General features: G+C 64.5%; 20 protein-coding genes. 10 read left to right on the top strand and 10 right to left on the bottom strand.

The features are described 5' to 3' along the window. Nucleotides 1-631: 631 nt before the first annotated feature. The 3 genes from ACMDW7_RS08970 to lexA form a co-directional block, all read right to left on the bottom strand. Nucleotides 632-1,099, bottom strand: a complete 468-nt coding sequence (locus ACMDW7_RS08970) for an SH3 domain-containing protein (RefSeq protein WP_377301354.1) — start codon at nucleotides 1,097-1,099, stop codon at nucleotides 632-634. Between the two features lie 123 nt (nucleotides 1,100-1,222). Further along, nucleotides 1,223-1,657, bottom strand: a complete 435-nt coding sequence (locus ACMDW7_RS08965) for a VOC family protein (protein WP_377301356.1) — start codon at nucleotides 1,655-1,657, stop codon at nucleotides 1,223-1,225. A gap of 29 nt (nucleotides 1,658-1,686) precedes the next feature. Beyond that, nucleotides 1,687-2,340, bottom strand: coding sequence for a transcriptional repressor LexA (gene lexA / locus ACMDW7_RS08960; protein WP_377302543.1), 654 nt, complete (start codon nucleotides 2,338-2,340; stop codon nucleotides 1,687-1,689). A gap of 136 nt (nucleotides 2,341-2,476) precedes the next feature. On the opposite strand from lexA, the gene ACMDW7_RS08955 reads away from it, so the two are divergent. Then, the gene (locus ACMDW7_RS08955) at nucleotides 2,477-2,842 is read left to right on the top strand and encodes a DUF2784 domain-containing protein (RefSeq protein WP_377301358.1); all 366 of its coding nucleotides are present in this window, start codon (nucleotides 2,477-2,479) and stop codon (nucleotides 2,840-2,842) included. 78 nt (nucleotides 2,843-2,920) lie between these two features. Next, the gene (locus tag ACMDW7_RS08950) at nucleotides 2,921-5,224 is read left to right on the top strand and encodes a patatin-like phospholipase family protein (RefSeq protein ID WP_377301360.1); all 2,304 of its coding nucleotides are present in this window, start codon (nucleotides 2,921-2,923) and stop codon (nucleotides 5,222-5,224) included. Nucleotides 5,225-5,257: 33 nt separating this feature from the next. On the opposite strand, the gene ACMDW7_RS08945 is transcribed toward ACMDW7_RS08950, so the two are convergent. Together ACMDW7_RS08945 and ACMDW7_RS08940 are read right to left on the bottom strand one after the other, a co-directional pair. Next, entirely contained in the window at nucleotides 5,258-6,742 is a 1,485-nt protein-coding gene (locus tag ACMDW7_RS08945) for a serine/threonine protein kinase (RefSeq protein WP_377301362.1), read from the bottom strand. Between the two features lie 84 nt (nucleotides 6,743-6,826). Beyond that, nucleotides 6,827-7,573: a metallophosphoesterase family protein gene (locus ACMDW7_RS08940; RefSeq protein ID WP_377301364.1), complete on the bottom strand. Its 747-nt coding sequence runs from the start codon at nucleotides 7,571-7,573 to the stop codon at nucleotides 6,827-6,829. Nucleotides 7,574-7,886: 313 nt separating this feature from the next. Here ACMDW7_RS08940 and rpsF point away from each other — a divergent pair, with 313 nt between their 5' ends. The 6 genes from rpsF (at nucleotide 7,887) to ACMDW7_RS08910 (ending at nucleotide 11,802) form a co-directional block, all read left to right on the top strand. Further along, entirely contained in the window at nucleotides 7,887-8,252 is a 366-nt protein-coding gene (gene rpsF, locus ACMDW7_RS08935) for a 30S ribosomal protein S6 (protein WP_377301366.1), read from the top strand. Nucleotides 8,253-8,338: 86 nt separating this feature from the next. After that, on the top strand, nucleotides 8,339-8,665 hold the full coding sequence (gene priB, locus ACMDW7_RS08930) for a primosomal replication protein N (RefSeq protein ID WP_377301368.1): 327 nt from the start codon (nucleotides 8,339-8,341) through the stop codon (nucleotides 8,663-8,665). A gap of 31 nt (nucleotides 8,666-8,696) precedes the next feature. Continuing rightward, nucleotides 8,697-8,978 (top strand): 30S ribosomal protein S18, encoded by a 282-nt coding sequence (gene rpsR / locus ACMDW7_RS08925; RefSeq protein WP_054126478.1) that lies wholly within the window; start codon nucleotides 8,697-8,699, stop codon nucleotides 8,976-8,978. 25 nt (nucleotides 8,979-9,003) lie between these two features. Then, nucleotides 9,004-9,453 carry a 50S ribosomal protein L9 gene (gene rplI / locus ACMDW7_RS08920; protein WP_377301370.1) on the top strand — a complete coding sequence of 150 codons (450 nt, stop codon included), beginning with the start codon at nucleotides 9,004-9,006 and terminating at the stop codon, nucleotides 9,451-9,453. A 203-nt stretch (nucleotides 9,454-9,656) separates the two neighbouring features. Further along, nucleotides 9,657-11,057 (top strand): replicative DNA helicase, encoded by a 1,401-nt coding sequence (locus tag ACMDW7_RS08915; protein WP_377301372.1) that lies wholly within the window; start codon nucleotides 9,657-9,659, stop codon nucleotides 11,055-11,057. Between the two features lie 106 nt (nucleotides 11,058-11,163). Beyond that, nucleotides 11,164-11,802 (top strand): DUF47 domain-containing protein, encoded by a 639-nt coding sequence (locus ACMDW7_RS08910; RefSeq protein WP_377301374.1) that lies wholly within the window; start codon nucleotides 11,164-11,166, stop codon nucleotides 11,800-11,802. 128 nt (nucleotides 11,803-11,930) lie between these two features. Here the strand turns inward: ACMDW7_RS08910 and ACMDW7_RS08905 are convergent, their stop codons facing one another. From ACMDW7_RS08905 to ACMDW7_RS08895, 3 genes are read right to left on the bottom strand one after another with little or no spacing between them, the layout of a single operon-like run. After that, complete coding sequence (locus ACMDW7_RS08905) at nucleotides 11,931-13,001, bottom strand: phosphotransferase family protein (RefSeq protein WP_377301376.1); 1,071 nt, start codon at nucleotides 12,999-13,001, stop codon at nucleotides 11,931-11,933. Continuing rightward, the gene (locus ACMDW7_RS08900; protein ID WP_377301378.1) at nucleotides 12,998-13,765 is read right to left on the bottom strand and encodes a histidine phosphatase family protein; all 768 of its coding nucleotides are present in this window, start codon (nucleotides 13,763-13,765) and stop codon (nucleotides 12,998-13,000) included. The genes ACMDW7_RS08905 and ACMDW7_RS08900 overlap by 4 nt, the downstream gene beginning before the upstream one ends. 17 nt (nucleotides 13,766-13,782) lie before the next feature. Continuing rightward, nucleotides 13,783-14,469, bottom strand: coding sequence for an enoyl-CoA hydratase-related protein (locus ACMDW7_RS08895; RefSeq protein WP_377301380.1), 687 nt, complete (start codon nucleotides 14,467-14,469; stop codon nucleotides 13,783-13,785). Nucleotides 14,470-14,729: 260 nt separating this feature from the next. Between ACMDW7_RS08895 and ACMDW7_RS08890 the strand changes: the two genes are divergently transcribed. Together ACMDW7_RS08890 and ACMDW7_RS08885 are read left to right on the top strand one after the other, a co-directional pair. After that, entirely contained in the window at nucleotides 14,730-16,547 is a 1,818-nt protein-coding gene (locus ACMDW7_RS08890) for a FimV family protein (protein WP_377301382.1), read from the top strand. A 128-nt stretch (nucleotides 16,548-16,675) separates the two neighbouring features. Further along, the gene (locus tag ACMDW7_RS08885; protein ID WP_377301384.1) at nucleotides 16,676-19,138 is read left to right on the top strand and encodes a protein kinase domain-containing protein; all 2,463 of its coding nucleotides are present in this window, start codon (nucleotides 16,676-16,678) and stop codon (nucleotides 19,136-19,138) included. Here ACMDW7_RS08885 and ACMDW7_RS08880 read toward each other — a convergent pair. Continuing rightward, the gene (locus ACMDW7_RS08880) at nucleotides 19,135-20,202 is read right to left on the bottom strand and encodes a CaiB/BaiF CoA transferase family protein (protein WP_377301385.1); all 1,068 of its coding nucleotides are present in this window, start codon (nucleotides 20,200-20,202) and stop codon (nucleotides 19,135-19,137) included. The two genes, ACMDW7_RS08885 and ACMDW7_RS08880, sit on opposite strands and share 4 nt — an antisense overlap. Next, complete coding sequence (locus ACMDW7_RS08875) at nucleotides 20,199-22,100, bottom strand: ATP-binding cassette domain-containing protein (protein ID WP_377301387.1); 1,902 nt, start codon at nucleotides 22,098-22,100, stop codon at nucleotides 20,199-20,201. Before ACMDW7_RS08875 ends, ACMDW7_RS08880 begins: the two co-directional genes overlap by 4 nt. Between the last annotated feature and the right edge of the window lie 88 nt (nucleotides 22,101-22,188).

Genomic DNA, 22,188 nt, shown 5'->3' with positions numbered 1-22,188 from the left:
GCCCGACGGCTTGATGGCGTCGAGCTTTGCATTTTTTCACGCAGCTGAACGGGCTTTCCGCTTGTCTGGTGAGGATCTTCAGACATTTTGGTCTGGAGAACGGCTTCCAGAGCCATTCTGGCCTTTCGGGAACTTCGGGAAACAGTCGCGCGCGGGCCAAGTCGTGTGTGACGAGTAGGCCGGACAGAGCACAGCCCCTGCGGGCAGTGTTCTGCCTGCCGACTCCAAGCGTTGAGCACCGGGTTTCGAGGCGCGTGTGCCGAGCCGTGCGAAGAGGTGAGCTTTCAAGCCTCAACCCCACCTTCGTAGGCGCGTGGTGGATCGCAGACGGTACTAGTGGTGCGGCGACGGATGGGCATGCGTCGGGAGCACGCAAACTGGCCCGCACAGTAGGTATCTAGATGTTCCCTTTTGGGTTTGCACAGCGTTGTGTACCTAGGGCCGGTGCCGGGCAAACACCGGTTCGACGCGGGCGCTGCTCAATGCGCTGCAGCAGCGCGAGAAAACTCGGCGGCTGCGGCTTGAGGTAAGCACATGTGCCTGACGACCTGGAAACGACTTCAGCCAGCAGATCGACTGCCCCAGGCTGATCCGCCGTGCCTGTGCCGAGGCCGGCCAGAATCAGATCCGGCTATGCCCGCAGTTCGCTGCCCCGGATGGCGTGGCTGCTGCTGGCAAAGCGCGTCAAGCGCCGCAATTCACTGGCGAGGGCTTCGTCGTCCTCGGCAGCGGATCTGCGCTCGGCGCGCATTCGCATTGCGGGCCAGGCTGCGACGTGGTTGGCGGGCAACCAGCCCACCACGCCACTCTTGAGCTGCGCCCAGTGCCAGCCGAACAGCGTGTCGATCACGGTGACGATGTCTCCCGGTTGGACATTGAGCTCGCGCCCGCTGTAGGCGCGGCGCGCGACCGGCAGATCGTCCTTCATCTGGACCAGCGTTTCAGGAACCCAGCCGGACTTGCCCGTACGCACGCAGGCGGCCCAGACCCAGCCGGGGTACTCGCTGTCGCGGCGTCCGAGGGTGAGTTCGTCGCCAGTATTCAGTTCGATCGGGTCGGCGTAGGTGGCCTGCCAGGCTTGTGTGACGATGGCTTTCATGGCTGCCCTTTCTGGTGCTGTGTTCTTGATGGAGGATGGAGGAGAGGCGGCTGAACGACGGGGTGGTGCGTTGTGCCAAGTGCGCTGAGCGATCGAGTTTGGTGGGACGGTTCGTCGTTGACCTCAAGGATCGATCGGAACGGGGCGATTGATGACAGCCTCGATGCGGTAGCCGTCCGGGTCGATCACAAATGCGGCGTAGTAGTGCGGCCCGTAATCCGGTCTGAGCCCAGGTGGCCCGTTGCATTGGCCACCGTGCGCCAACGCCGCTGCGTGAAATGCATCGACCTCGCTGCGGCTCTGTGCACTGAAGGCCAGATGAAAGCCGGGGCCCGGGGCAAGCGTGGCTCCGGCCGGGAGACGCTGTGTGTTGCGCTGCTTGAGCGCCAGCAGATCGTTGCCGCGCTCGGTGCCGTAACCCACAGCAGGGTCCGCGTCGGGCCCGAGGTCGTCGAGGTCTTCCCAGACTCGAACCTGCCCAAGCGCGCCGAGCACCGCATCGTAGAAGCGGGCGGAGCGCATGATGTCTGCGACGCCGAAGGACAGGTGGTGGAGCATTCCAAGGAGACCGTGCAGCGGGGTCGCGCTTACAGCCCGAAGCCGCCCGCCGTGCCCCGGATCAGGCCGACAGCGAGACCCTCGACGGCGAAGCCCGGGCTCTTGCGATCCACGATGATGGGTGCGTAGTCCGGGTTCTCGGCAATCAGTTCGATGTGATCCCGATGGCGCATGAAGCGCTTGACGGTGACGTCTTCACCCACCCGGGCAACGATGATCTGGTGATCCCGGGCGTCACTCGTCCTTTTGACAGCGAGCAGATCGCCGTCGAGGATGCCGGCATCGCGCATGCTCATGCCGCGCACCTTGAGCAGGTAGTCTGGACGCTGCGAGAACAGGTCCTCACCGACGCTCAGCTCTCGCTCTACATGCTCCTGAGCGAGAATCGGCGAACCGGCGGCAACCCGGCCGATGAGCGGCAGCGTGAGCTGACGCAGCATGGGGATGGGCAGCATGCTTTGCTCAGGCAGGTAATCAAGCAGGCGGATGCCGCGCGAGGCGCCGGCGGCCAATTCAATGACTCCCTTCTTCTCCAACGCCCGGAGGTGGTCTTCAGCGGCATTGGCAGAGCGGAAACCGAGCGACTGGGCGATTTCTGCACGTGTCGGGGGGTATCCGGTTTCGCGAAGCGCCTTTCGAATGAGGTCGAGCACTTGTTGCTGGCGGGCTGTGAGCTGAAGCATGAGGATGCTTTCTGTGATTGCGTACAGTATTACTGTACACCCATACAGCTCGATTGCAAGGGCATCCTGCATGCCGCAGCGCGTCCGTTGGATGCCGCCAACGGCCTTGGACGTGTCCTGCGTCATGATCGCGGTCATGCTCGCCAGCGTCGCTGCCACTGCCGTCCTTGCTGTTCACGGACTATTCATCCTGTTCGTTGTGGCCGGCGGACTGCTCGTGCTCTGGCGGCCGTGGATCGCGGTGCCGCACCTGCTTGCAGCGGCCTGGGGTGCGGCGATCTCGTTTGGCGGCTGGATCTGCCCGCTGACGCCGCTTGAGAACCACTTTCGGCAGCAGGCGGGTATGGCGGGCTATCAAGGTGGCTTCATTGAGCACTACCTGCTCGCGCTGATCTACCCGGACGGCTTGACCCGCAGCGTCCAGATCGGTCTTGGCGTGGCCGTAATCGCACTGAATGTGATCATTTACGGCTGGGTGGTGCGGCGGCGCGGCCGACGCTGATCAGGCACTATGCGAGGCTAGGACCCGTGCCCGACACATCCACGCCCAAACCACGTTGGCCTACCAAAGTCACAGGACATGAATCCCATCCAGCGAGCCCTCGGACCCGTCGTCAGCGTTGCGGCACATCGATTCGCTGCAGCACTGCTGCTGATCGCAGCGGCCGGTCTGGCACGGGCGCAGGTGCCGGCCACCCAGGCGGTGCAGTCTGGCGCGTCCACTCTCCCTGCTGCCGCAATCCAGGACGCGTCGCCTTCGATGCGCATCGGTGCGCCTGGGCGGCCCAAGGTGGCACTGGTGTTGTCCGGCGGAGGCGCACGCGGATTCGCGCACCTTGGCGTCCTCAGGGTCTTGCAGGAGCAGCGCGTGCCGGTCGACATGGTCATCGGCACCAGCATGGGCTCGATCGTGGGGGGCGCGTGGGCGGCCGGGCATCGGCTCGACGACCTGCGGGTTCTCGTCAGGGAAACGGACTGGGATGCCGTGTTTTCCGCCACCGCGCCCAGACGCGAGCGTGACTACCGGCGACGTACCGAAGACCTGAGCTACCTGTCGCGCTTTTCTTTCGGGGTCGGCCGCGAGGGTCTCATTCTGCCGCGCGGCACCTTCCAGGCCCATGAGCTGGACTCGATCCTGCGACGGGTCGCGTTACCCGTGCAGAACCGCACGAATCTGGACGAGCTCAGTGTGCCTTTCCGCGCCGTGGCGACCGATCTTGTGACGGGCGACATGGTCGTGCTTCGGGACACGTCGCTGTTCGCGGCCATGCGGGCGTCGATGTCGATTCCCGGGGCCTTCGCGCCCATCGAGATTCGGGATCAGCTGCTGATCGACGGTGGCCTGGTGCGCAATCTGCCCGTCGATGTTGCCCGCAAGCTCGGTGCGGACGTGATCATCGCGGTGAACGTCGGTACACCGCTCACGCCGCGCAACAAGCTCAACAGTGCGCTGGATGTGGCTCAGCAGATGGTCAACATCCTCACCGAGAAGAACGTCGTTCAGTCGCTCAGCGAGCTGGGTCCGAACGACATTCTGATTGCTCCGGATTTGGCGGCTTACAGCTTCTCTGACTTTGCGGCCTTTTCTCAGATCGAGGCCGCCGGGGAGACCGCGGCGCGAGCAGTTCTGACACGCCTGGCTGCACTGGGTATCGACTCCGAGCGCTTCGCTGGGTGGGAGGCTGCACGTACCGGCCGGCCGGCGGTGCCTGATCCGATCCGCATTGATGACGTGCGCATCCTGGGTACGAGCTTCACGAATCCGCAGGTACTGCTGCGCGAACTCGACATCCGTCCTGGGGCGTCCTACACGATTCAGGACATCACTGAAGGCATGCGTCGATTGAGCGCCAGCGGCGACTTTGACCGTGTGGACTTCAGTCTTGCGGGGCCGGAAGGAGCGCGACGGCTGCTGGTCATGCCGAGCGAGACGCTTGTCGGACCCAACACCTTGCGCTTCGGCGGCCGACTCGAAAGCGACTTCCGCAACAACAATCGCTTCGAGATTCTGGCCCTGCACACCCTGCGGTGGGTGAACAGCTACGGCGCAGAACTGCGCACCCTGTTGCGTGTGGGCAGCTCGCGCGAGTTGGGAACCGAGTTCTATCAGCCGCTTTCCGTGGGGCGGGAGTGGTTCGTGACCGCGAACGCCGGTGTACGTGGCGACGACTTTGAATTGCGCCTGGGCAGCACGGGCTTCACTGCGGCCATCGGATCGCGTACCTACGACATTGGTGGCACCATTGGCTACCGCCTCGGACTGGATGGCGAAGTGCGTCTGGGCTATGGGCTGCGTCGCTTGCAGACCTTCCCTCGGGCGGTGGAGTCATTGATTCCCAGCACCGACGATCAGTTCCAGGTGCTCGGTGCGCGGCTGGGCTGGGACACCCTGGACGACCCCAACTTTCCGCGTTCGGGCAACCTGGTTCTGATTGATTGGAGTCGTGCCTCGGACCTCCGGTCCGGCAGCAGCCTGCGGCGCGACGCCGGTCAGTTCGTCTGGGAGAACGCGCAGTCGATCGGCCGAAACTCCCTCGCCAGCTCCATCCGGCTCGGATACGGGCGCGGTGGCGCGTCGCCTCTGCCGCTTGGCGGCTTCTTGATTCTCTCGGGTTCGCCACCGGAGACCTTCACCGGGGATCGGACCGTGCTGGCCCGGACGGTTTTTGCGCACCGATTGAAAGCCGTGAGCGGGGTACGGGTCGGGGTATCGCTCGAGGCGGGCGATGCGTTCGATCGTGGCGAGACGCTACGCATCAGCTCGCTGAAGCGAGCGTTCTCGCTGCTGGCCGGTACCGATACTCCGTTTGGACCGGTCTATGTGGGTTGGGGGCGCACGCTCGGCGTGCGATCAAGCCTGTATCTGTTCCTCGGCCGACCCTGAGGCCGCTGGAGTCGCCGTGAAGCAGCGCGGCTCTCAGGCCGCCTCGGTCTCGGAGTCGGGCTGAAGGGCGGCCACTCGCTCTGAGAGCAGCGGCCGGCCATCCTCAGGGATACGCACGATGGTGACGGAGCAGGGCGCCTGCGCCGCCACGGCGGCCGACACGCTGCCCAGATACCGGCGAATCGAGCCGGCGCCGCGCGAGCCGATGACGATGTGGTCGACCTTGTTGGTCTGCGCGTAGTCGAGCAGCGCTGCCGCCGGGTCGGGGGCCTCAAGCACATGGCAGGTCACGCGCTCCTCGAGCACACTGGGGTGATCCCCTGCAAACAGCGGGCGGGCCCAGTGCTTTAGTGCCACGAGCTTCTGCACATGGACATTGCGGCCTTCCTCGTCCAAGTGCGAGTCAGTTGCGATTCGATGCGTCTTGAGAACCGTCACGCAGGACAGCCGCGCCTCGGGTGCGATCGCAATCACCTGCCGTGTCACCGCGCGCAGCGCCTCGGCAAGATCTTCCCACTCGTGGGACAGGTCGACCGCAGCCATGACGATCGGTGCAGCAGCCAATTGGCGGGAAACCGCCTGGGATTGCGATACGAGTGAGGCCGGGTTCTGCGCACGCAGCCAGCGACGCAGCACGACCAGGCTGCTATCGGCATATGCACGCGCGGCGCGCTCGGTCAGCGCAACGGTCTGCGGGTTTTGCAGATCCTGCGCCAGCTGAGCCGCACTGGCGTAGCGGCGATCCGGCCGCACTTCCAGGCAGCGCAGGATGATTTCCTGCAGCCAGGGTGGAACGTCCTGGCGGATCGCCTTGGGTGGGGTCGGGTCGCGCCACAGCCGCTTGCGCAGTCCGCGCACGCTCTTGGGAAAGCCGAATGGTCGCTTGCCTGTGGCCAGGTGGTACATCATCACGCCCAGGGCGAAGAGATCGCTGCGCGGGTCGTTGCGCACTCGCATGACCTGCTCCGGCGCGATGTACGGGCCTGTGCCCATCGGTACCCGCAGCTGTTCGGCCAGCAGGTCGGGCAGGTAGTCGCCGCGCGCGAGGCCGAAGTCCACCAGAACCACTTCACCCTGCGGCGTGAGCATGATGTTCGAAGGCTTGATGTCCAGGTGAACCACGTGTTGTTGATGCAGGTCGTGCAAAGCCAGGGCGACCTTTGCCATGAGCGGTGCGATGAGATGGGCCGGATGCGGCGCGGAATCGAGCAGCGGGCGCAGGCTGTCGCCCTCGATGTGCTGCATGACGATGTAGGGCTGCGCGGTGAAGTCTCCGGCAGCAATGAACTTCGGAACATGACTGCCGCTCAGCGTCGGCAGGATCATCTGCTCGACCTCGAAGCCGATGATCGCCGCGGGGTCGTCGATGGTCTTCAGTCGTGGCACCTTCATGATCAGCGGGCCGCCGTGTGCAGGGTGTGTCACACGCCACAACACAGCCATGCCCCCGGTGTGCAGGCGCTCATGCAGTGTGAAGCCATCGACCATCTGGCCGGGCTCAAGGGGTTGATCTGCCATGAAGGCGCACTCCGAGATGCAGTTCCAGGCAGTATTTCGCGCAGCTGCGCTGACGGGCTTGCGCTGAGTCAACGCCTGTGGTGCTCAGTGGCCGCTGCCCAGGCGATCGGCAAAACGCTGTGGCAATCCAGCAGCAGCGACCTTGCGCGCGGTTTCCACGTGGTCATAGGGCACGCGCAGCAGGGTGTACTGGCGGCTGGATGAGTCATAGATCCCGCAGCAGGCGGCCGGATTGCCGTCACGCGGCTGACCGGCAGAGCCGACCACGCTCAGCCAGCGGCGGGTGGCGATCAGCGGGACCGGGTGCGCGGCTGGTGGCTCGTAGTTCATGACCCGGCCCGTCACATCGGCGTAATACAGCATCGGCTCGTGGACGTGACCCACGAAGGTCACGCGCGCCCGCGTGGCTTGCAGGCTGCTGGCGGCTTCCATTGCACCGGCCACGTACGTCCAGGCTGCGGGGTTTCGGGCGCTGGCGTGCACAAAGAGCACGTCCGGCTCGGCGTCCATGCTCAGCGGCAGTTCGCCGAGAAAGCTGCGCTGTTCGGTGGTCAAAGCCTGCTGAGTCCACTCAATCGCGCGGCGGGCGTCAGCATGAAGCTCCTTGCGGGGTTCATGTGCCGCGGAGATGTCGTGATTGCCCTGTACGGCGAGAGCGCCGCGTTGCACATGCTGCATTACGGTGTCGACGACCCAGGTCGGGTCCGGCCCGTAGCCCACCAAATCGCCGAGAAAGACGTGGCGGTCCACGCCCTGACGCTGCAACTCGCCCAGGCAGGCCGATAGGGCCTCACGGTTGGCATGGATATCGGCAAGCAGGCCATAGCGCATCCAGGCAGTGTGGCGCCCCGCGCTGACGCCGGTCTGACGGGCCTGCGGACCTGCGACGGGTGCCGAAATGGCGAAAGCTGGTAGAATCTTGGGTTCTCTATCCTTGCCGCACCGCGGTCGGGTCGCTTGAACTGCGGAATTCGCCGCAGACCAGGGCGCCGGGCCGGGACGCAACGGGCGGCTGCAACCAAGCAACCATGAGGGTGGACATCGGCCGGCAGGCCGCGTCAATGCAATGCATGGCCTTGCGCCGCGCATGTATTGGCTTCTGCTGGCCTGATGCCCCGGATTGGAAGCATCCGAAAGGAGCATCATGCGTCATTACGAGATCGTCCTGATCATTCATCCGGACCAGAGCGAGCAAGTGCCCGCGATGGTCGAGCGCTACAAGAGCCTGATCGAGTCCCAGCAGGGCAAGGTTCACCGCTTCGAAGACTGGGGCCGCCGCCAGCTGGCCTACAGCATCCAGAAGCTCGCCAAGGCGCACTACATCATGCTGAACGTCGAAGTCAGCCAGGCCACCCTGGATGAGCTGGAGCATGGTTTCCGCTTCAACGACGCCGTTCTGCGCCACCTCGTGGTCAAGCGCGATGGTGCCGATGTCGAGCCCTCCATCATGATGAAGGCCGTGGAACGCGAGGAATCTCGCAAGGCCACCCAGGAAACGGCAGCCGCCTAAGCATTCAGGAGTTCAGCCCGCGGCGATGAGCAGGCCGCGTGGTTGCTGAAAGACACGTTCACGCATCAGAAGGGTTCGGGCAGGGATTGAACAACCGCTTGCAGCTTTCGGCCGTGGTGATTGCGCGAGACAGCTTGCGCTACACGCCCGCCGGGATCGCCGCAGTGGAGTTCGAGCTGGAGCATCGCTCCACCCAGATCGAAGCCGACGCCGCAAGGCTGGTGCAGCTGAATCTGCAAGCCATCAGTTTCGGGGCCGTGGCCCTGCAGGTGATGGCCCTGCCGCTGGGAAGCGCCTCGGGCGAACCCGGCCAGCAGATCCAGTTCGAGGGCTTTCTGGCCCCGGCCCGAAAGGGCGCGAGACTGAGCGTCTTTCATGTGACCGCGGTGCTCGGCACGCCAGCGGCAAGCTGAACCCCTCTCGATCATCGAAAGGACACATCAAATGGCATTTTCTCGTGGCAAGGGCAAGGGTAAGCCCGGTCAGAAGCGCACCCCGTCCAACCCGCTGTTCAAGCGCCGCAAGGTCTGCCGCTTCACGGCTGCAGGCGTCAAGGAAGTCGACTACAAGGATGTCGAAACCCTGAAGGACTTCATCGGCGAGAACGGCAAGATCATCCCCGCCCGCCTGACGGGCACGAAGGCATTCTTCCAGCGCCAGCTGGACAGCGCCATCAAGCGCGCGCGCTTCCTGGCGCTGCTGCCCTACACCGACAACCACAACTGATCGGGCAGAAGAAGGAACAACCATCATGCAAATCATTCTTCTTGAAAAAGTCGCCAACCTGGGCAACCTCGGCGACGTCGTTCGCGTCAAGGACGGCTATGCCCGCAACTTCCTGATCCCGCAGAAGAAGGCACGCCGTGCCACCGAAGTGGCGCTCAAGGAATTCGAAGCCAAGCGCGCTGAACTCGAAAAGGCTGCAGCCGCCACCCTGGCCGCTGCACAAGCCACTGGCGAGAAGCTCAACGGCCTGACCGTGAAGATCAACGCCAAGGCCGGCGTGGACGGCCGTCTGTTCGGCTCCGTGACCAACTTCGACATCGCCGAGGCGCTGTCCAAGCAGGGTTTCCCGGTGCATAAGAGCCAGGTGCGCATGCCCAACGGCCCGATCAAGACCGTCAGTGAGTCCGCAGTCGATGTGGCCCTGCATACGGACGTGGTGGTGCCGGTGAACGTCGCGGTGGTCGGCGAAGCCTGATCGCCCACGACCAGTACTTGCACGACGGGCCGCAGATTCTGCGGCCCGTTTTGTTTTGGGCTCGGCAAGTTATCCCGTGCAACCCACAGCTTGCCCACCGCTTATCCACAGCTTTTCCCCCGGTTTGTGCACAACGCGCCGGCCGAACCCATCCTTACACTCGACCGCTTGTGTCGATCTGATTTCAGGTCTTAAGTAGCTCGATGAATTCTCCCGCCGATCTCCGCTCCACCGACCCGCAACTGGCTGCCCTGAAGGTGCCGCCGCATTCGGTGGAGGCCGAGCAATCCGTACTGGGCGGCCTGATGCTGGACAACGGCGCCTGGGACAAGGTGGGTGATCTGATTCGCGAGGACGACTTCTACCGCTTCGATCACCGGCTGATCTGGCAGCACATTGCCAAGCTCATTGAGAAGTCCCGCCCGGCAGACGTCATCACGGTTTACGAGAGTTTGCAGATCGCAGGGCGGGCTGATGAGGCTGGTGGTCTGGCGTATCTGAATGCGCTGGCAACGTCCGTGCCGTCCGCAGCGAACGTGCGGCGATACGCCGAGATCGTTCGCGACCGCGCGGTGCTTCGCAAGCTCGTGAATGTGGCCGAGGACATTGCAGGCGCCGCCTACAACCCGCAGGGCAAGGACACCAAGCAGTTGCTTGATGAAGCCGAGAGCCGCGTGTTTGCGATTGCAGAGGAGGGCGCGCGCGGGGCCGCAGGCTTCCACAACCTGCCCGATGTGCTGACCGAGGTGGTCGAGCGCATCGACGAGCTCTATCACCGCAATGACGCCTCGGACATCACCGGCACGCCCAGCGGCTTCGATGACATGGACAAGATGACCTCCGGCCTGCAGCCCGGCGACCTCATCATCGTGGCCGGCCGTCCCTCGATGGGCAAGACCGCGTTCTCGCTGAACATCGGCGAGCACGTTGCCATCCAGGAGGGCCTGCCAGTCGCCGTGTTCTCCATGGAAATGGGTGCGAACCAGCTCGCCATGCGTCTGTTGTCCTCGGTGGGTGCGCTGGACGGTCAGCGCCTGCGCACCGGCCGCCTGCAGCAGGATGACTGGCCCAAGCTCACGCATGCCATCCAGCGCATGCAGGACGCACAGCTGTTCATCGACGAAACGCCTGCGCTGAACTCCCTGGAACTGCGTGCCCGCGCGCGGCGCCTGGCGCGCCAGTGCGGCAAGCTCGGGCTGATCATCATCGACTACCTGCAGCTGATGTCGGCCAACACCGCGGGCGAGAACCGCGCGACGGAGATTTCCGAGATCTCCCGGTCGCTCAAGGGCTTGGCCAAGGAGCTCAACTGCCCGGTGATCGCGCTGTCGCAGCTCAACCGCAGCCTGGAGCAGCGGCCGAACAAGCGCCCGGTCATGAGCGACCTGCGCGAGTCCGGCGCCATCGAGCAGGACGCCGACGTGATCCTCTTCATCTACCGTGACGAGGTCTACAACCCGGACTCGCAGGACAAGGGCACGGCCGAGATCATTATCGGCAAGCAGCGTAACGGGCCCATCGGTACCGTGCGTCTGACCTTCCTGAATCACCTCACGCGCTTTGCCAACTACACCGGTGGCAACGCCATGTCCTACGGCGAGTGAGGTCGGTCGTTGGGAGGCCGATCTTGCTTTGCGTGGGTTGTGCTGAGGTTCGAGCGGAGTCTCCATCGATACGAGTCAGCGCGGGTTGCAAGCTAAGCTCGCGCCCATGTTGATCCGCTTTCTTCCCGGCAACCAGCGCTTCTTCAGGCTCTTCAGTCAGCATGCCGAGCTGGGCGTGCAAGGCTGCCGCGAGCTGCTGCTGCTTCTGACGCATCTGTCTACCGAGCGCGAGCTGCGCGCCCAGAACGTCGAAGCCGCCGAGAAAGCCGCCGACCGAATCACTCGACAGACCATCGAGCTGCTCAAGCGCACACCCGTGGCGCCGCTGCATCCGGACGCCATCCACAAGCTCGTGTCGGTGATGGACGACGTACTGGATCTGGCCGAGGATACGGCGCAGACCATCTATCTCTACGACATCAAGCGCGTGACGCCGGCGGCCATCCAACTGGCCGAAATCTGTGTCGCCTGCGCCGAGCGCCTCGAAGAGGCTGTGGGCCTGCTGGTGAGCCGCCGCAACCGCGACGGCATCCTGCGCCTGTGCGAACAGATCGACAAGCTGGAGAGCGACGCCGACCACGTGATGCGCGCGGCGATGAGCCGCCTGTTCCGCGACGAGCCCGACACCCGCGAGCTCATCAAGCTCAAGGCGGTCTACGAGCTGCTCGAGCAGATCACCGACAAGGCCGAAGACGTGGCCAACATCATCGAAGGCCTGGTGCTGGAGCGCAGCTGGCGCGGTTGATCATTCATTTTCGGCCACAAATCTACGTCAAAAACAAACCGGCTTTCCGCGCATCCAACATGCGGAAACCAGCAGTTTGATCTTGATGAATAGATTGATTTCGGCCAAATTTGGTCGAGACAAAGCAGTCAGCGGCTCTGCGCGTACTTCCAGCCCATCTCCGCCAGCGGCCGTGCCGCCTTTCCTGCAGCCACCGCCTGGGCCGAAGAGGCCGTGCCATCCACCACGCGCTTCATGATGCCCTGCAGGATGCCGGCAAGCCGGAACATGTTGTAGGCCATGTAGAAGCGCATGTGCTCCGGCGCAATCGGCGCGCGGCCGGTGCGTTCGCAGTAGCGTTCGACGTATTCACGCTCGTTGGGGATGTTCAGCTCAGCCAGGTCGAGGCCGGCAATGCCGCGGAACTGCCCCGGCGGGATATGCCAGCTCATCAGGTGGTAGCTGAAGTCCGCCATCGGGTCGCCCAGCGTGGAGAGTTCCCAGTCCAGCACGGCCAGTACGCGCGGCTCGGTGGGGTGGAAGATCAGGTTGTCGAGGCGGAAATCGCCATGCACGATCGCCACGCTCTCGCCGGCCGGGATGTTCTGCGGCAGCCATTCGATGAGCCGATCCATGGCTTCGATGGTCTCCGTTTCGCTGGCCTTGTACTGCTTGGTCCAGCGGCCGATCTGGCGCTCAAAGTAGTTGCCGGGTTTGCCGTAGTCCGCCAGACCTACGGCGACGTAGTCAACGCTGTGCAGCGCCGCGATCACGCGGTTCATCTCGTCATAGATCGGCGCGCGCTCGGCCGGGGTCAGGGTGGGCAGGGACTGCTCCCAGAACACGCGGCCGGCCACGAAACCCATGATGAAAAAGGCGCGGCCGATCACGCTTTCGTCCTCGCACAGGGCCAGCATGCGCGGCACCGGTACATCGGTGTCCTGCAGGGCCTTCATCACGGCGTACTCGCGTTCGATGGCATGGGCGCTGGGCAGCAGCTTGGCCACCGGGCCCGGTTTGGCGCGCATGACGTAGATGGCGCCCGGCGTGATGAGCTTGAAGGTCGGGTTGGACTGGCCGCCCTTGAATTGTTCGATCGTCAAGGGGCCCACGAAGCCGGGCACGTGGCTGCCAAGCCACGCTTCAAGCGCGGCGAGATCCAGGTTCTGATTCGCCGCCAAGGCGCGGGTGCCTGAAAACTGTTCGTCAGCGGTGGTCATGTCGGGTCTCCCGGATTCCTCGTGTTCTTTCTGATGACGCTGCGCAGCGCCATGAACTGCGCAAGCAGCTGCTCCATCGTGGTCGAGCGGGTACGCGTCTGTACTGGGTCGAGCGGCGAATGGTTGCTCATGCGCAGCACCACGTCGTGCCGTGCCGGGCCGACATCCAGGGCGTTGATGCAGGCTGGCGCCTGGGCGATGCCGCCCAGAAAGCGCCGCTCGCCCGTGAGCAGCCAGCTGATGATGGCGCGGTTCACCCCGCCGTGCAGCACCAGAAGCATCACGTCCCAGTCCGGATCGTCGCGCAGGGTGTCAATTGCCGGCACGACACGCTCGAACAGCTCGGCCAGACTCTCGCCGCCCAGAAAACGCTTGTCGAGCAACGGGGCGCCGTCAATCGCGCCGAGAAAGGCTTCGCGCAGTCCGGCTTCATCCTGGGGCAGGGCAGACAGGCGCCCGCCGCGGATTTCCTGCAGCTCGGGCCGATGCTCCAGGGTCGGTGCCTGCCCGGCGGCCGCAAGCACGCGGCTGGCCGTCTCCACGGTGCGTGCCAGACCGGAGACGATCACGCGGTCAAAGCGCACGCCGGCACGGGCGAAGGCTGCGCCGGCCGCGTCTGCCTGCGCGCGTCCGTCCGCATTCAGCGGCACATGCTCCGGGTCCTCGGCCCGGCCAGCCGCAGGGTCGAAGTAGGTCACCGCGCCATGGCGCATCAGATAGATGCGCCGGCGGTTGGCGTCCTTTGGCGGCAGGGGTTGGTTCATCGGCGTCATCTTCGGCTTCACTCAGCCGAGCGCAGCGCGGCGATCTGCGCGCGTTGCAGCGCGCGGCGCTCGGCGGCCTGTTGCTCGGCAAGCGTCGCGGTGCGCGCGCTCGCCATCAGACCGAGAAGCGCCTCACCTTCTTGCGCGTCTGCCGGGAACTCGCCCGCCCAATCGATTGCCGCCTGCAGCACTTGGCCTTCGGCGGCCAGCAGATTGATGACGCCTGCAGCGTGTAGTCGCTGCGCCGACAGCGGGGCGCGACGCAACAGCCACTCATGGGCCAGCGCGGGTGGCAGGGCGTCGGCCAGCAGCGTGCTGATTCCGCCACCGGGCTGCGGGGCCTGCCACTGCCCGTGCTGCGCGGCGATGCGCATCGGACAGGCGAGCGCAAGCGGCGTCAGCGCGGCGTCCACATCGCCCTCCAGAACGGCAATCAGAGGTCGCGCCGCGTGAGCCAGCGCCTCGACCCAGCTGTCCAGCGCCTGCAAGGCGCTTTGCGAGACGCTCGCGTCCGCTGGACCGGCTGCGTCGGCTGGCGGGCTCAGTACCAGCAGCACCGCGCCGATATCGGATTGCGACTGCAGGGTTTCGATGACCTCGAGGCCCGCTGCACACAGTGTTTCAGGCAGCGCGCCGGGATGGGTACGAGTCACGGAAATGACCAGCAGCTGGTCGATGCGATCGGTGCTCAGTGAGGCAGGCATGTGGGCGGCAGGTGGCGCGGCAAGGCATGCAGCGCAGGAACAGTGCGGAGCCGAGAGTGTCGCAGACCGTGATGCGGGGCGCCTGGATCGCGCCTGAGGGCCGCTCCGCTGATTCCCAGGCGGCTTTGGCGACCCGGAGAGTCAACGGGTTGGGTATGCGAGACGCCCGCCGCGTGGCGGCGCACGCGCTCGATTGGTAAGCTTGGGAATTGACGATATATAAACACAACGAACCGCTGCAGTCCGACGAGGAACCACGATTGCATCCGTCGCACCACAAACGGAACGAGTTTTCTGCGAAAGACGATCAGCCGCGCCTGCGGCTGGTCGTGATGGGCGTCTGCCTCTTCATAAGCAGCGTTGCCACGCCGGCGTGGGCGTTGTCCGTGGGTGGCCCCGAAGTGCAGTCGAAGATCGGCCAGCCCTTGAAGGTGCGCATTCCGCTGAGCCTGCAGCCCGGCGAGGAGCTGAACCCCGACTGCGTTAGGTCGCTGAATCCCAAGGGGGACGATGCGCCAGCGGTCGTCAACCCGCGCCTGGCATTCGACAGCCTCCCGCGACCCGCTGCGGTGCTGCTCACCACCCGCGCAGCCGTCGCTGAGCCAGCATTGCGCTTTGCCGTGCAGGTGGGCTGCGACAACCCGATCACCAAGGAATTCGTCGTTCTGCTGGAGCCTCCGGGCGCGGACGATCTGCGGCCGCCGGTCGTGAGTGCTGCGGCACCGTCCGGAGCCCCAGCACCCGTCGCTTCGTCGAGTGAGCCGCAGGCGTCACCGGCTCCGGCCAAGACCTCGGGCGCCCCTGCCGCGGCCGGCCAAACACGCCCGGCAAGGTCGGCTTCCGGTGCCGCTAAGGCGTCGCGCCCAGCTTCTGCGGCTGAGGCACCGCCCGCACGTCGCCCGCAGACGCGGCCCACGGCACGACGGGCTGAGCCGGTTGCCGGTGACCAGCTCAGGCTGGCGCCTGCGATTGAGCTGGGTTTGGCCGGTGGCGATCTCAAGCTGTCGAGCGAGCTGCGCATGTCCTCAATCGCGAGTCTTGCGGCCGCGCCGGACGCAACGACCGCAGATCCGGTGCGGGCGCACCGCATGGCGATCGAGCAGGCACGTCTTGCCGCCTTCCTGCGCGATGAAGACCCCGTTGCGGCCGTGATCGCCAAGGAAAAGGAACTCGCTGCGCGGCTCGGGCAGGTCGGTGGCGAGCTCGAAAAGGCTCGCGGCGAACTGTCGCGTGCAGAAGTCGCCAAGGCGCCTGCCACACCGGCCGCAAAGCCTGCTCCGGCGCCCGCGGCGGCGCCGCAAGAGAGCTTCTTCGAACGCTGGTGGGCATGGCTCCTGGCGGGTGGCGCGGTGGCTCTGGGTGTTCTGCTACTTGTCCTTTCGACGGTACGGCGCAAACGCCAGACGGAACAGTGGTGGGCGTCGATTCCGGAGAGCGACTCGCCAGAGTCTGTGCTGTCGCATCCGGCTGCCCCGACCCCGGCGCCGCGGCGTGCAGCACCTGTGCCAGCGCCCGAGGCACCCAGAACGGTCCCCATCGCAGCAGGCGGTGCGTCCGCCGCGCCGGCAAGCAAGGAATTTTTCGAAACCTCGACCTTCGAAATGACACAGGCGGCTCAGCGCGAAGTGCTCGCCAAGATGAATGTCGAGGTCGTAGAGCACCACGAGCTGGGCCACGACACAGCTGCGGCCCTGAAGCAGGCAACCCACGTTGACACCGTGCCCCTGCATCCCGGCCTGGACGAGCCGACGCGCGACCCCGACGCGCTGGACTTCAGCCCGCCGACGATGCCTGCAGGGTACGTTCAACGTGACGCTTCCGCGCCTGCGTATGCGCAGGAGGCGGCAACTGCCAAACCCGCGGACAAGCCAGCGGCTGCTTCCGGCTACGCGAGTGAGGCTGGGCCCGGGCACTTTCCGGAAACCGCCCGCGGTGAACCGCTGGATTTCGATGTCTCGCTACCCACAGCGCTGGATTTCGATCTGAGCGTGCCCCAGGCCGCGCCTGCGGACAAGGCCGGGTCGCACGAGGCAGAAGCAAGAGAAGGCGATACCGCCTCGAAGCCCACGAAGCGCTGAGCAGGGCGAACCGGAACCGGTCGAACTGAGCGTGCATTTGCGGGCTTTTTGCGTGCTTGCAAGGCGCTCCGGGTCTCGATACTCCAAGGCATAAGCGGCGCATGGGCCGCGTTGATGGCCTTTTGTCGATGTCCCGAACCCAAGCAGTTGCCAGCTCGCCCGCGCCCGAACGCTTCCGCGTCGAGGCCGTCATCGGCCGTGGCGCGCAGGGTCAGGTGCTGCGTGCCACCGACATGCGACTGGGCCGGAGTGTTGCGCTCAAGACGGTGCATCCGGATGCATCGACCACTGCCGGGCCAAGCCTCATGGATGAGGCCAGAGCCGTGGCGCGTCTGTCACATCCGAACATCGTGCCGCTGTTCGATGCGCTGGACTCCGGCGAAGACTGCACGCTGGTCTTCGAATACGTCGAAGGCGAAACGGTATCCGCGCTGCTCAAGCGTGAAGGCGCGCTGCCTGCGCTGCGCGCTTGCCAGATTGCCATCGACCTGCTTGAGGCGCTCGAGCATGCGCATGCACAGGGCGTACTCCATCGTGACGTGAAGCCGGCGAACCTCATGGTCAGCGCCGATTCGCGCACCCGCTTGATGGACTTTGGGGTGGCTTGCGCGAATCTTGACGAGCTCACGCGCGCGAGCGGACCCATCGGCTCACCACGCTACATGGCGCCGGAGTGCTTCGACGGTCGTTTTTCGGCCGCGTCTGACGTATATGCGGTCGGCGCCGTGCTCTACGAGATGCTTGCAGGCAAGCCTGCATTCACACAGACCTCGATGCCTGCTCTCATGTACGCGATTGCGAACACGGCGCCACCGCCGCTCGTGCCGAATGGAGCACAGGGGATCGAAGCCGAATTGATTGCCGTGGTGAACCGCGCACTCGAGAAGGACGAGAGCCTCCGCTACACCAGCGCCCGGCAGATGCTGGACGCACTTCAAGGTCATCTGGAGCCCGGCGAGGCAACCATCCCCGAGGAAGATGCGTTGGCTCGCGGAGCGTTGACCGAGTTGTTTCGCAGGATGCGTCATCGAAGCGACTTCCCCGCGCTGTCCGGCGCTATCCGGGCGGTCAATCGCCTGTCTGCCTCGGAATCCGAGAGCGTGGGAAAGTTGTCCGATCTGCTAATGCAGGATATGGCGCTCATGACCAAGCTGCTGCGCCACGTCAACTCCGCGCAGTACGGGCACCTCGGCGGCATCAGCAGCATCTCGCACGCCATCATGATCATGGGCTTCGACACGGTGCGTGCGCTGGCCTTGTCGATGCTGCTGCTCGAACACCTGCCAGACCGGGCGCAGGCGGCAAGGCTGCAGCACGAGATGATCAACAGCCTGCTTGCCGGTGCGATCGGCCGCGAGTTGCTCGCCCGACAGCATCGGCGGATCAAGGAACAGGCTTTCACGGCTGGCGTGTTCCGCAACCTCGGCGCGGTTCTCGTTCGCTTCTACTTTCCGCACGAGTGCGAACGGATCGATCGCATGGTGGATGCCGGGAGCCGCTTTGATGATGCATGCGCCCAGGTGCTGGGTGTTACTCCGCAGCATGTGGGTACGCATGCGGCCAAGGGCTGGAACATGCCCGACGGTCTCCTGCGCTGCATGACTGCGCTTTCACAGCCAGAACTGGATCGGACGGATCGGCGTGATGAGCAGCATGCGTTGCGGGTGGCAACGGATTTGGCAGTTGACCTGCGAGAGATCGCAACGAGTACGCCGACGGAAGAGCACGACGCGGCACTTTCACGCTTGGTCAAGAAGTATCGCAAGGCATGGCCGGATTCCGAGCAAGGCCTAAGACGCATCGTGGATGCCGCCATGCAGCCCTTTCTGGATGATGCTCAGGCACTGCGTCTGGACCTCAGCCGCATGCCGGGGCAGATTGTGCAGCGCTGGCGTGGATTGCCGGAAAGTGAGCCGCCTGCATCAAGCAACCCGCAGCGGGCACTGGACAACACCTTCGTGATCGGATCAATTTCTGCATTGGCGACGGTGCAGCGAGGCAGCGCCTCAGGCGCCACGAAAACCCAAGCGGTAGAGCCGCGTGAGTTCGGTGTGCCTGAGCCTGCGGGTGGCATAGAAGCTGCACTGCAAGAGGCTCTGGCTCGCATGCGTGGAGCGACGGCGGCAGGCAGTGTCAGTGAGCGCCTGGCGCAGGTGCTCGGTGCGATGCATCGGGCAATGGGCTTCAGCCTGACCGTGCTTGCCTTGAAGGACGTGCGGTTGCAGCAGGTCCGCCCCGTCGTGCTGGAAGCAGATGATGCTTCTGCCGCAGCCGGTCTGAAGCCCTTGTTCGAAGTTGACCTTGATGCAAAGGACGAACTCTTCGCTTTGCTCGCGCAGCGCAAGACCGATGTTTTCATCGCTGATGCCCAGGTGGACTCCGTTCGCTCGCGCTTGCCGCGCGGCCTGGCTCAGGGGCGAGCGGTGCGAAGCCTCCTGTTCATGAGCCTGACGCTTGACGGTCGAACACTCGGCTTTATCTATGCAGATTACGGATCACGCACCGCACCAAACTTGCCGGCAGCGCAATTGGCACTGCTCAAGTCGATGCGTGACGAAGCCGTCGGGGCCTTTCGAAAGCGCGTTGCCTAGTCGTGCAAGACCTTGAACGCAGCCGCAGGCAGCGGTGAGGCCGCCATGACTTCGGCGAGGGTACGCACCGCACTGACACAGCAGTCAGTTTGAGCCAGACGCTCCAGCCAGAACGACCGCGGCTGACTGCCGAACAGTCGCTGGACATCCATGCGCAACGCGAGCGCATCGGCGCTTCCGGCGTGCTGCCCCCGTTGCCAGTGCTGGTCGGACCAGTCTGTGCGTCCCACCGCCGTGCAGAAGGCTTCCCAGAACTTGTGCTCAAGTGCACCCAGCGCGATCCAATTGCCGTCGGCGCAGGCGTACAGGTCATAGCAGGGCACCCCGCCGTTAAGCAGCCCCATCCCCGGAGGAGCATGTGGCGCACCGGCAAGCGCCTCGCTTGTCGCCATCGGTGCGGCGAGGCGCATGGCATCTGTCATCGCGACTTCGATCCGCTGCCCTTTGCCTGTCCGAGATGCGTGCAGGACGCCGCAGACAGCAGCAAATGCCGCGGACATGGCACCACCAAGCACATCTGCCCACTGGAGGTTGGGCAGAAACACCCGAGCGGTTGAAGGCAGCCGATCCTCGGCCGTGTGCTGTGCCGGGACATACTCATGCAACAGCCCGCTCTGCGCGAGGTAGTTGATGTCGTGCCCTGCCGCAGCGCTGAGCTCCGAGTCGCTCGCGTAGCCAAGTACTGAGACCTGGACCAACCTGGGTGCGCGTCTCTGCAGGCTTTCCCAGCCGAGCTCGAGCCTGTGCATGACGCCGGGGCGGAAGCTTTCCACTAGGATGTCGAACTGATGAATCTCGTCGAGCAGCTGTTGTTGCGCCACGTGATTCTTCAGATCAATGACCCGCAGTGACTTGCCCTGATTGAGAAGCTCATAGAAGCTGCTGTACGGTGCGTCGGCGCGTGCTGGCCCGATCGTCCGGGCGTAGTCTCCTTCACCCGGCGCTTCAACTTTGGTGACGTGTGCTCCTGCACTTTGCAGATGCCAGGTGGCGAGCGGCCCGGGAAGTAGGCGTGAGAGATCAAGCACCCGCATGCCGTCGAGCAAGCAGGCTTGAGTGCTCACTGGATCGCCTCCATGTCCGCCTGGACCTGCAGCCACTCGCTCTCGACTTGCTCGAGCTCGCGCGCAGTAAAGGCTTGATCCTGCGTCAGCTGTGCGATCACGGCGCCGTCGGCTGTTTCGTACAGACCAGGATCGGCGAGCCGCTGATTCAGTTCAGTCAGACGGGTCTGGATTTCATCCATCTTCCGCTCAAGGCGAGCGGCGCGGGCTGCCAAAGGTTTGCGCAGCTCTGCGAGGCGAGTGCGCTCCTGGGCAGCGAGGCGCCGCTCCTCGCGAGGATCGGCGCGCGACACGGGCGCTGCGCTTTCCGCGCTGCTTCGACGCTCGTCCGTTGCCTTGCGCTCGGACGTCAACCACGTACGGTATTCATCGAGATCACCGTCAAACGCGACGACGCGGCCACCATCGACCAGCCACAGCTCGTCGGCAGTGGCTCTGAGCAGGTGGCGGTCGTGTGAAACGAGAATCAAGGTACCTTCGTACTCGGCAAGGGCCGCCGTAAGTGCTTCACGCGTTTCGAGGTCCAGGTGGTTCGTCGGCTCGTCGAGCAGTAGCAGGTTGGGGCGTCTGTAAACGATCAACGCGAGCGCAAGCCGGGCCTTTTCTCCACCGGAGAATGCTCCGACTGTCGCAAGCACCATCTCGCCGCGAAAGTGAAAGGTACCCAGGTGATCGCGCAACGATTGCTCGCGGGCTTGCGGATCGAGGCGACGCATGTGGGACAGTGGACTCCCTTCGGGGTCGAGCATGTCCAGCTGATGCTGCGCGAAATAGCCGATCTGCAACCACTTCGACGGCCTCAGATCACCACTCAATGGAGCAATCTCGCGTGCGATTGTCTTGATCAGCGTGGACTTGCCTGCACCGTTCATTCCCAGCAAGCCGATCCGGCTGCCGCCCCGCACAGTCAGACGAACCCCATGCAAAATGGTCTTGTCTGCATAGCCGCAGTCCACGCCATCCAGTTCGAGCAGGATGTCTGGTGTGCGTTCAGGCGGCTCAAACTCGAACGCGACGGGATTCGCGGCCAACACGGGCGCAATCCGCTCCATGCGCTCGAGCATTTTCACGCGGCTTTGCGCCTGCTTGGCTTTGCTGGCCTTGGCCTTGAAGCGTTCGACAAAGCGCTCAAGCTTGGCCACGTGTAGCTGCTGCCTTGAGTACGCCGCCTGCTGCTGCGACATACGCTCGGCACGCGCTGCCTCGAACATGGAGTAGGTGCCGCCGTAGCGATTCAGGCGCGCATGCTCGATGTGCACAATGGACTTCACCGCTGCATCGAGAAACTCGCGATCGTGACTGATGATGATGGCCAGACCGGGATACTGCGAGAGCCAGCGCTCGAGCCAGATGATTGCGTCCAGATCGAGATGGTTCGTCGGTTCGTCCAGCAGCAACATCTCACTGGGCGCCATGAGAGCCCGTGCAAGATTCAGGCGCATGCGCCAACCGCCGGAGAATGACGCCACGCTCTGGCCCAACTCTGACTGCTTGAAGCCCAGACCGGCAAGAAGTCGTTCCGCACGCGGTCGCGCCGTGTAAGCGTCCGCATCCTGCAACTCGATCTGAAGAGCGGCGATCCGGGCTTCGTCCGTGGCTGAGCGTGATTCGTGCAGTAGCTGCCAGAGCTGCGGATCTCCTTGGAGAACAAAGTCCACTGCCGGATCTGGCAGGCCCGGCGTCTCCTGTGCCACGCTCACCAGTCGCCAGGATCGAGGCAGTTCGATGCCGCCGGCATCGATTGGTGCTTCGCCACGTATTGCTGCAAGCAAGCTGGACTTGCCTGTGCCGTTATTGCCCACCAGGCCGATGCGATCTCCGACATGGGCGCTCAGCGAGGCACCCTCGAGCAGGATTTTCGCGCCGCGGCGCAAGGTGAGATTCTGAATGGACAGCATAAGTGAGTGGCGTCTCGCCGCATCGGCGAACGCAAAGGGGCAAGCGGGTGCGTCCAGCTCAGGCTACAGCAACGAGCCTAGCGAAGGC

Origin of the sequence: Piscinibacterium candidicorallinum (genome assembly GCF_047549485.1) — a bacterium.
In the GTDB taxonomy this organism is placed as follows: Bacteria; Pseudomonadota; Gammaproteobacteria; order Burkholderiales; family Burkholderiaceae_C; genus Piscinibacterium; species Piscinibacterium candidicorallinum.
Note: the sequence above shows the minus strand (reverse complement) of the source record. Positions and strands in the feature narration are given on the sequence as shown.

What these genes read in the sequence shown, in the direction of transcription:
- ACMDW7_RS08970 (WP_377301354.1), bottom strand. Translation starts at nt 1,099, where the DNA reads ATGAAAGCCATCGTCACACAAGCCTGGCAGGCCACCTACGCCGACCCG.
- ACMDW7_RS08965 (WP_377301356.1), bottom strand. Translation starts at nt 1,657, where the DNA reads ATGCTCCACCACCTGTCCTTCGGCGTCGCAGACATCATGCGCTCCGCC.
- lexA (WP_377302543.1), bottom strand. Translation starts at nt 2,340, where the DNA reads ATGCTTCAGCTCACAGCCCGCCAGCAACAAGTGCTCGACCTCATTCGA.
- ACMDW7_RS08955 (WP_377301358.1), top strand. Translation starts at nt 2,477, where the DNA reads ATGCTCGCCAGCGTCGCTGCCACTGCCGTCCTTGCTGTTCACGGACTA.
- ACMDW7_RS08950 (WP_377301360.1), top strand. Translation starts at nt 2,921, where the DNA reads ATGAATCCCATCCAGCGAGCCCTCGGACCCGTCGTCAGCGTTGCGGCA.
- ACMDW7_RS08945 (WP_377301362.1), bottom strand. Translation starts at nt 6,742, where the DNA reads ATGGCAGATCAACCCCTTGAGCCCGGCCAGATGGTCGATGGCTTCACA.
- ACMDW7_RS08940 (WP_377301364.1), bottom strand. Translation starts at nt 7,573, where the DNA reads ATGCGCTATGGCCTGCTTGCCGATATCCATGCCAACCGTGAGGCCCTA.
- rpsF (WP_377301366.1), top strand. Translation starts at nt 7,887, where the DNA reads ATGCGTCATTACGAGATCGTCCTGATCATTCATCCGGACCAGAGCGAG.
- rpsR (WP_054126478.1), top strand. Translation starts at nt 8,697, where the DNA reads ATGGCATTTTCTCGTGGCAAGGGCAAGGGTAAGCCCGGTCAGAAGCGC.
- rplI (WP_377301370.1), top strand. Translation starts at nt 9,004, where the DNA reads ATGCAAATCATTCTTCTTGAAAAAGTCGCCAACCTGGGCAACCTCGGC.
- ACMDW7_RS08915 (WP_377301372.1), top strand. Translation starts at nt 9,657, where the DNA reads ATGAATTCTCCCGCCGATCTCCGCTCCACCGACCCGCAACTGGCTGCC.
- ACMDW7_RS08910 (WP_377301374.1), top strand. Translation starts at nt 11,164, where the DNA reads ATGTTGATCCGCTTTCTTCCCGGCAACCAGCGCTTCTTCAGGCTCTTC.
- ACMDW7_RS08905 (WP_377301376.1), bottom strand. Translation starts at nt 13,001, where the DNA reads ATGACCACCGCTGACGAACAGTTTTCAGGCACCCGCGCCTTGGCGGCG.
- ACMDW7_RS08900 (WP_377301378.1), bottom strand. Translation starts at nt 13,765, where the DNA reads ATGAACCAACCCCTGCCGCCAAAGGACGCCAACCGCCGGCGCATCTAT.
- ACMDW7_RS08895 (WP_377301380.1), bottom strand. Translation starts at nt 14,469, where the DNA reads ATGCCTGCCTCACTGAGCACCGATCGCATCGACCAGCTGCTGGTCATT.
- ACMDW7_RS08885 (WP_377301384.1), top strand. Translation starts at nt 16,676, where the DNA reads ATGTCCCGAACCCAAGCAGTTGCCAGCTCGCCCGCGCCCGAACGCTTC.
- ACMDW7_RS08875 (WP_377301387.1), bottom strand. Translation starts at nt 22,100, where the DNA reads ATGCTGTCCATTCAGAATCTCACCTTGCGCCGCGGCGCGAAAATCCTG.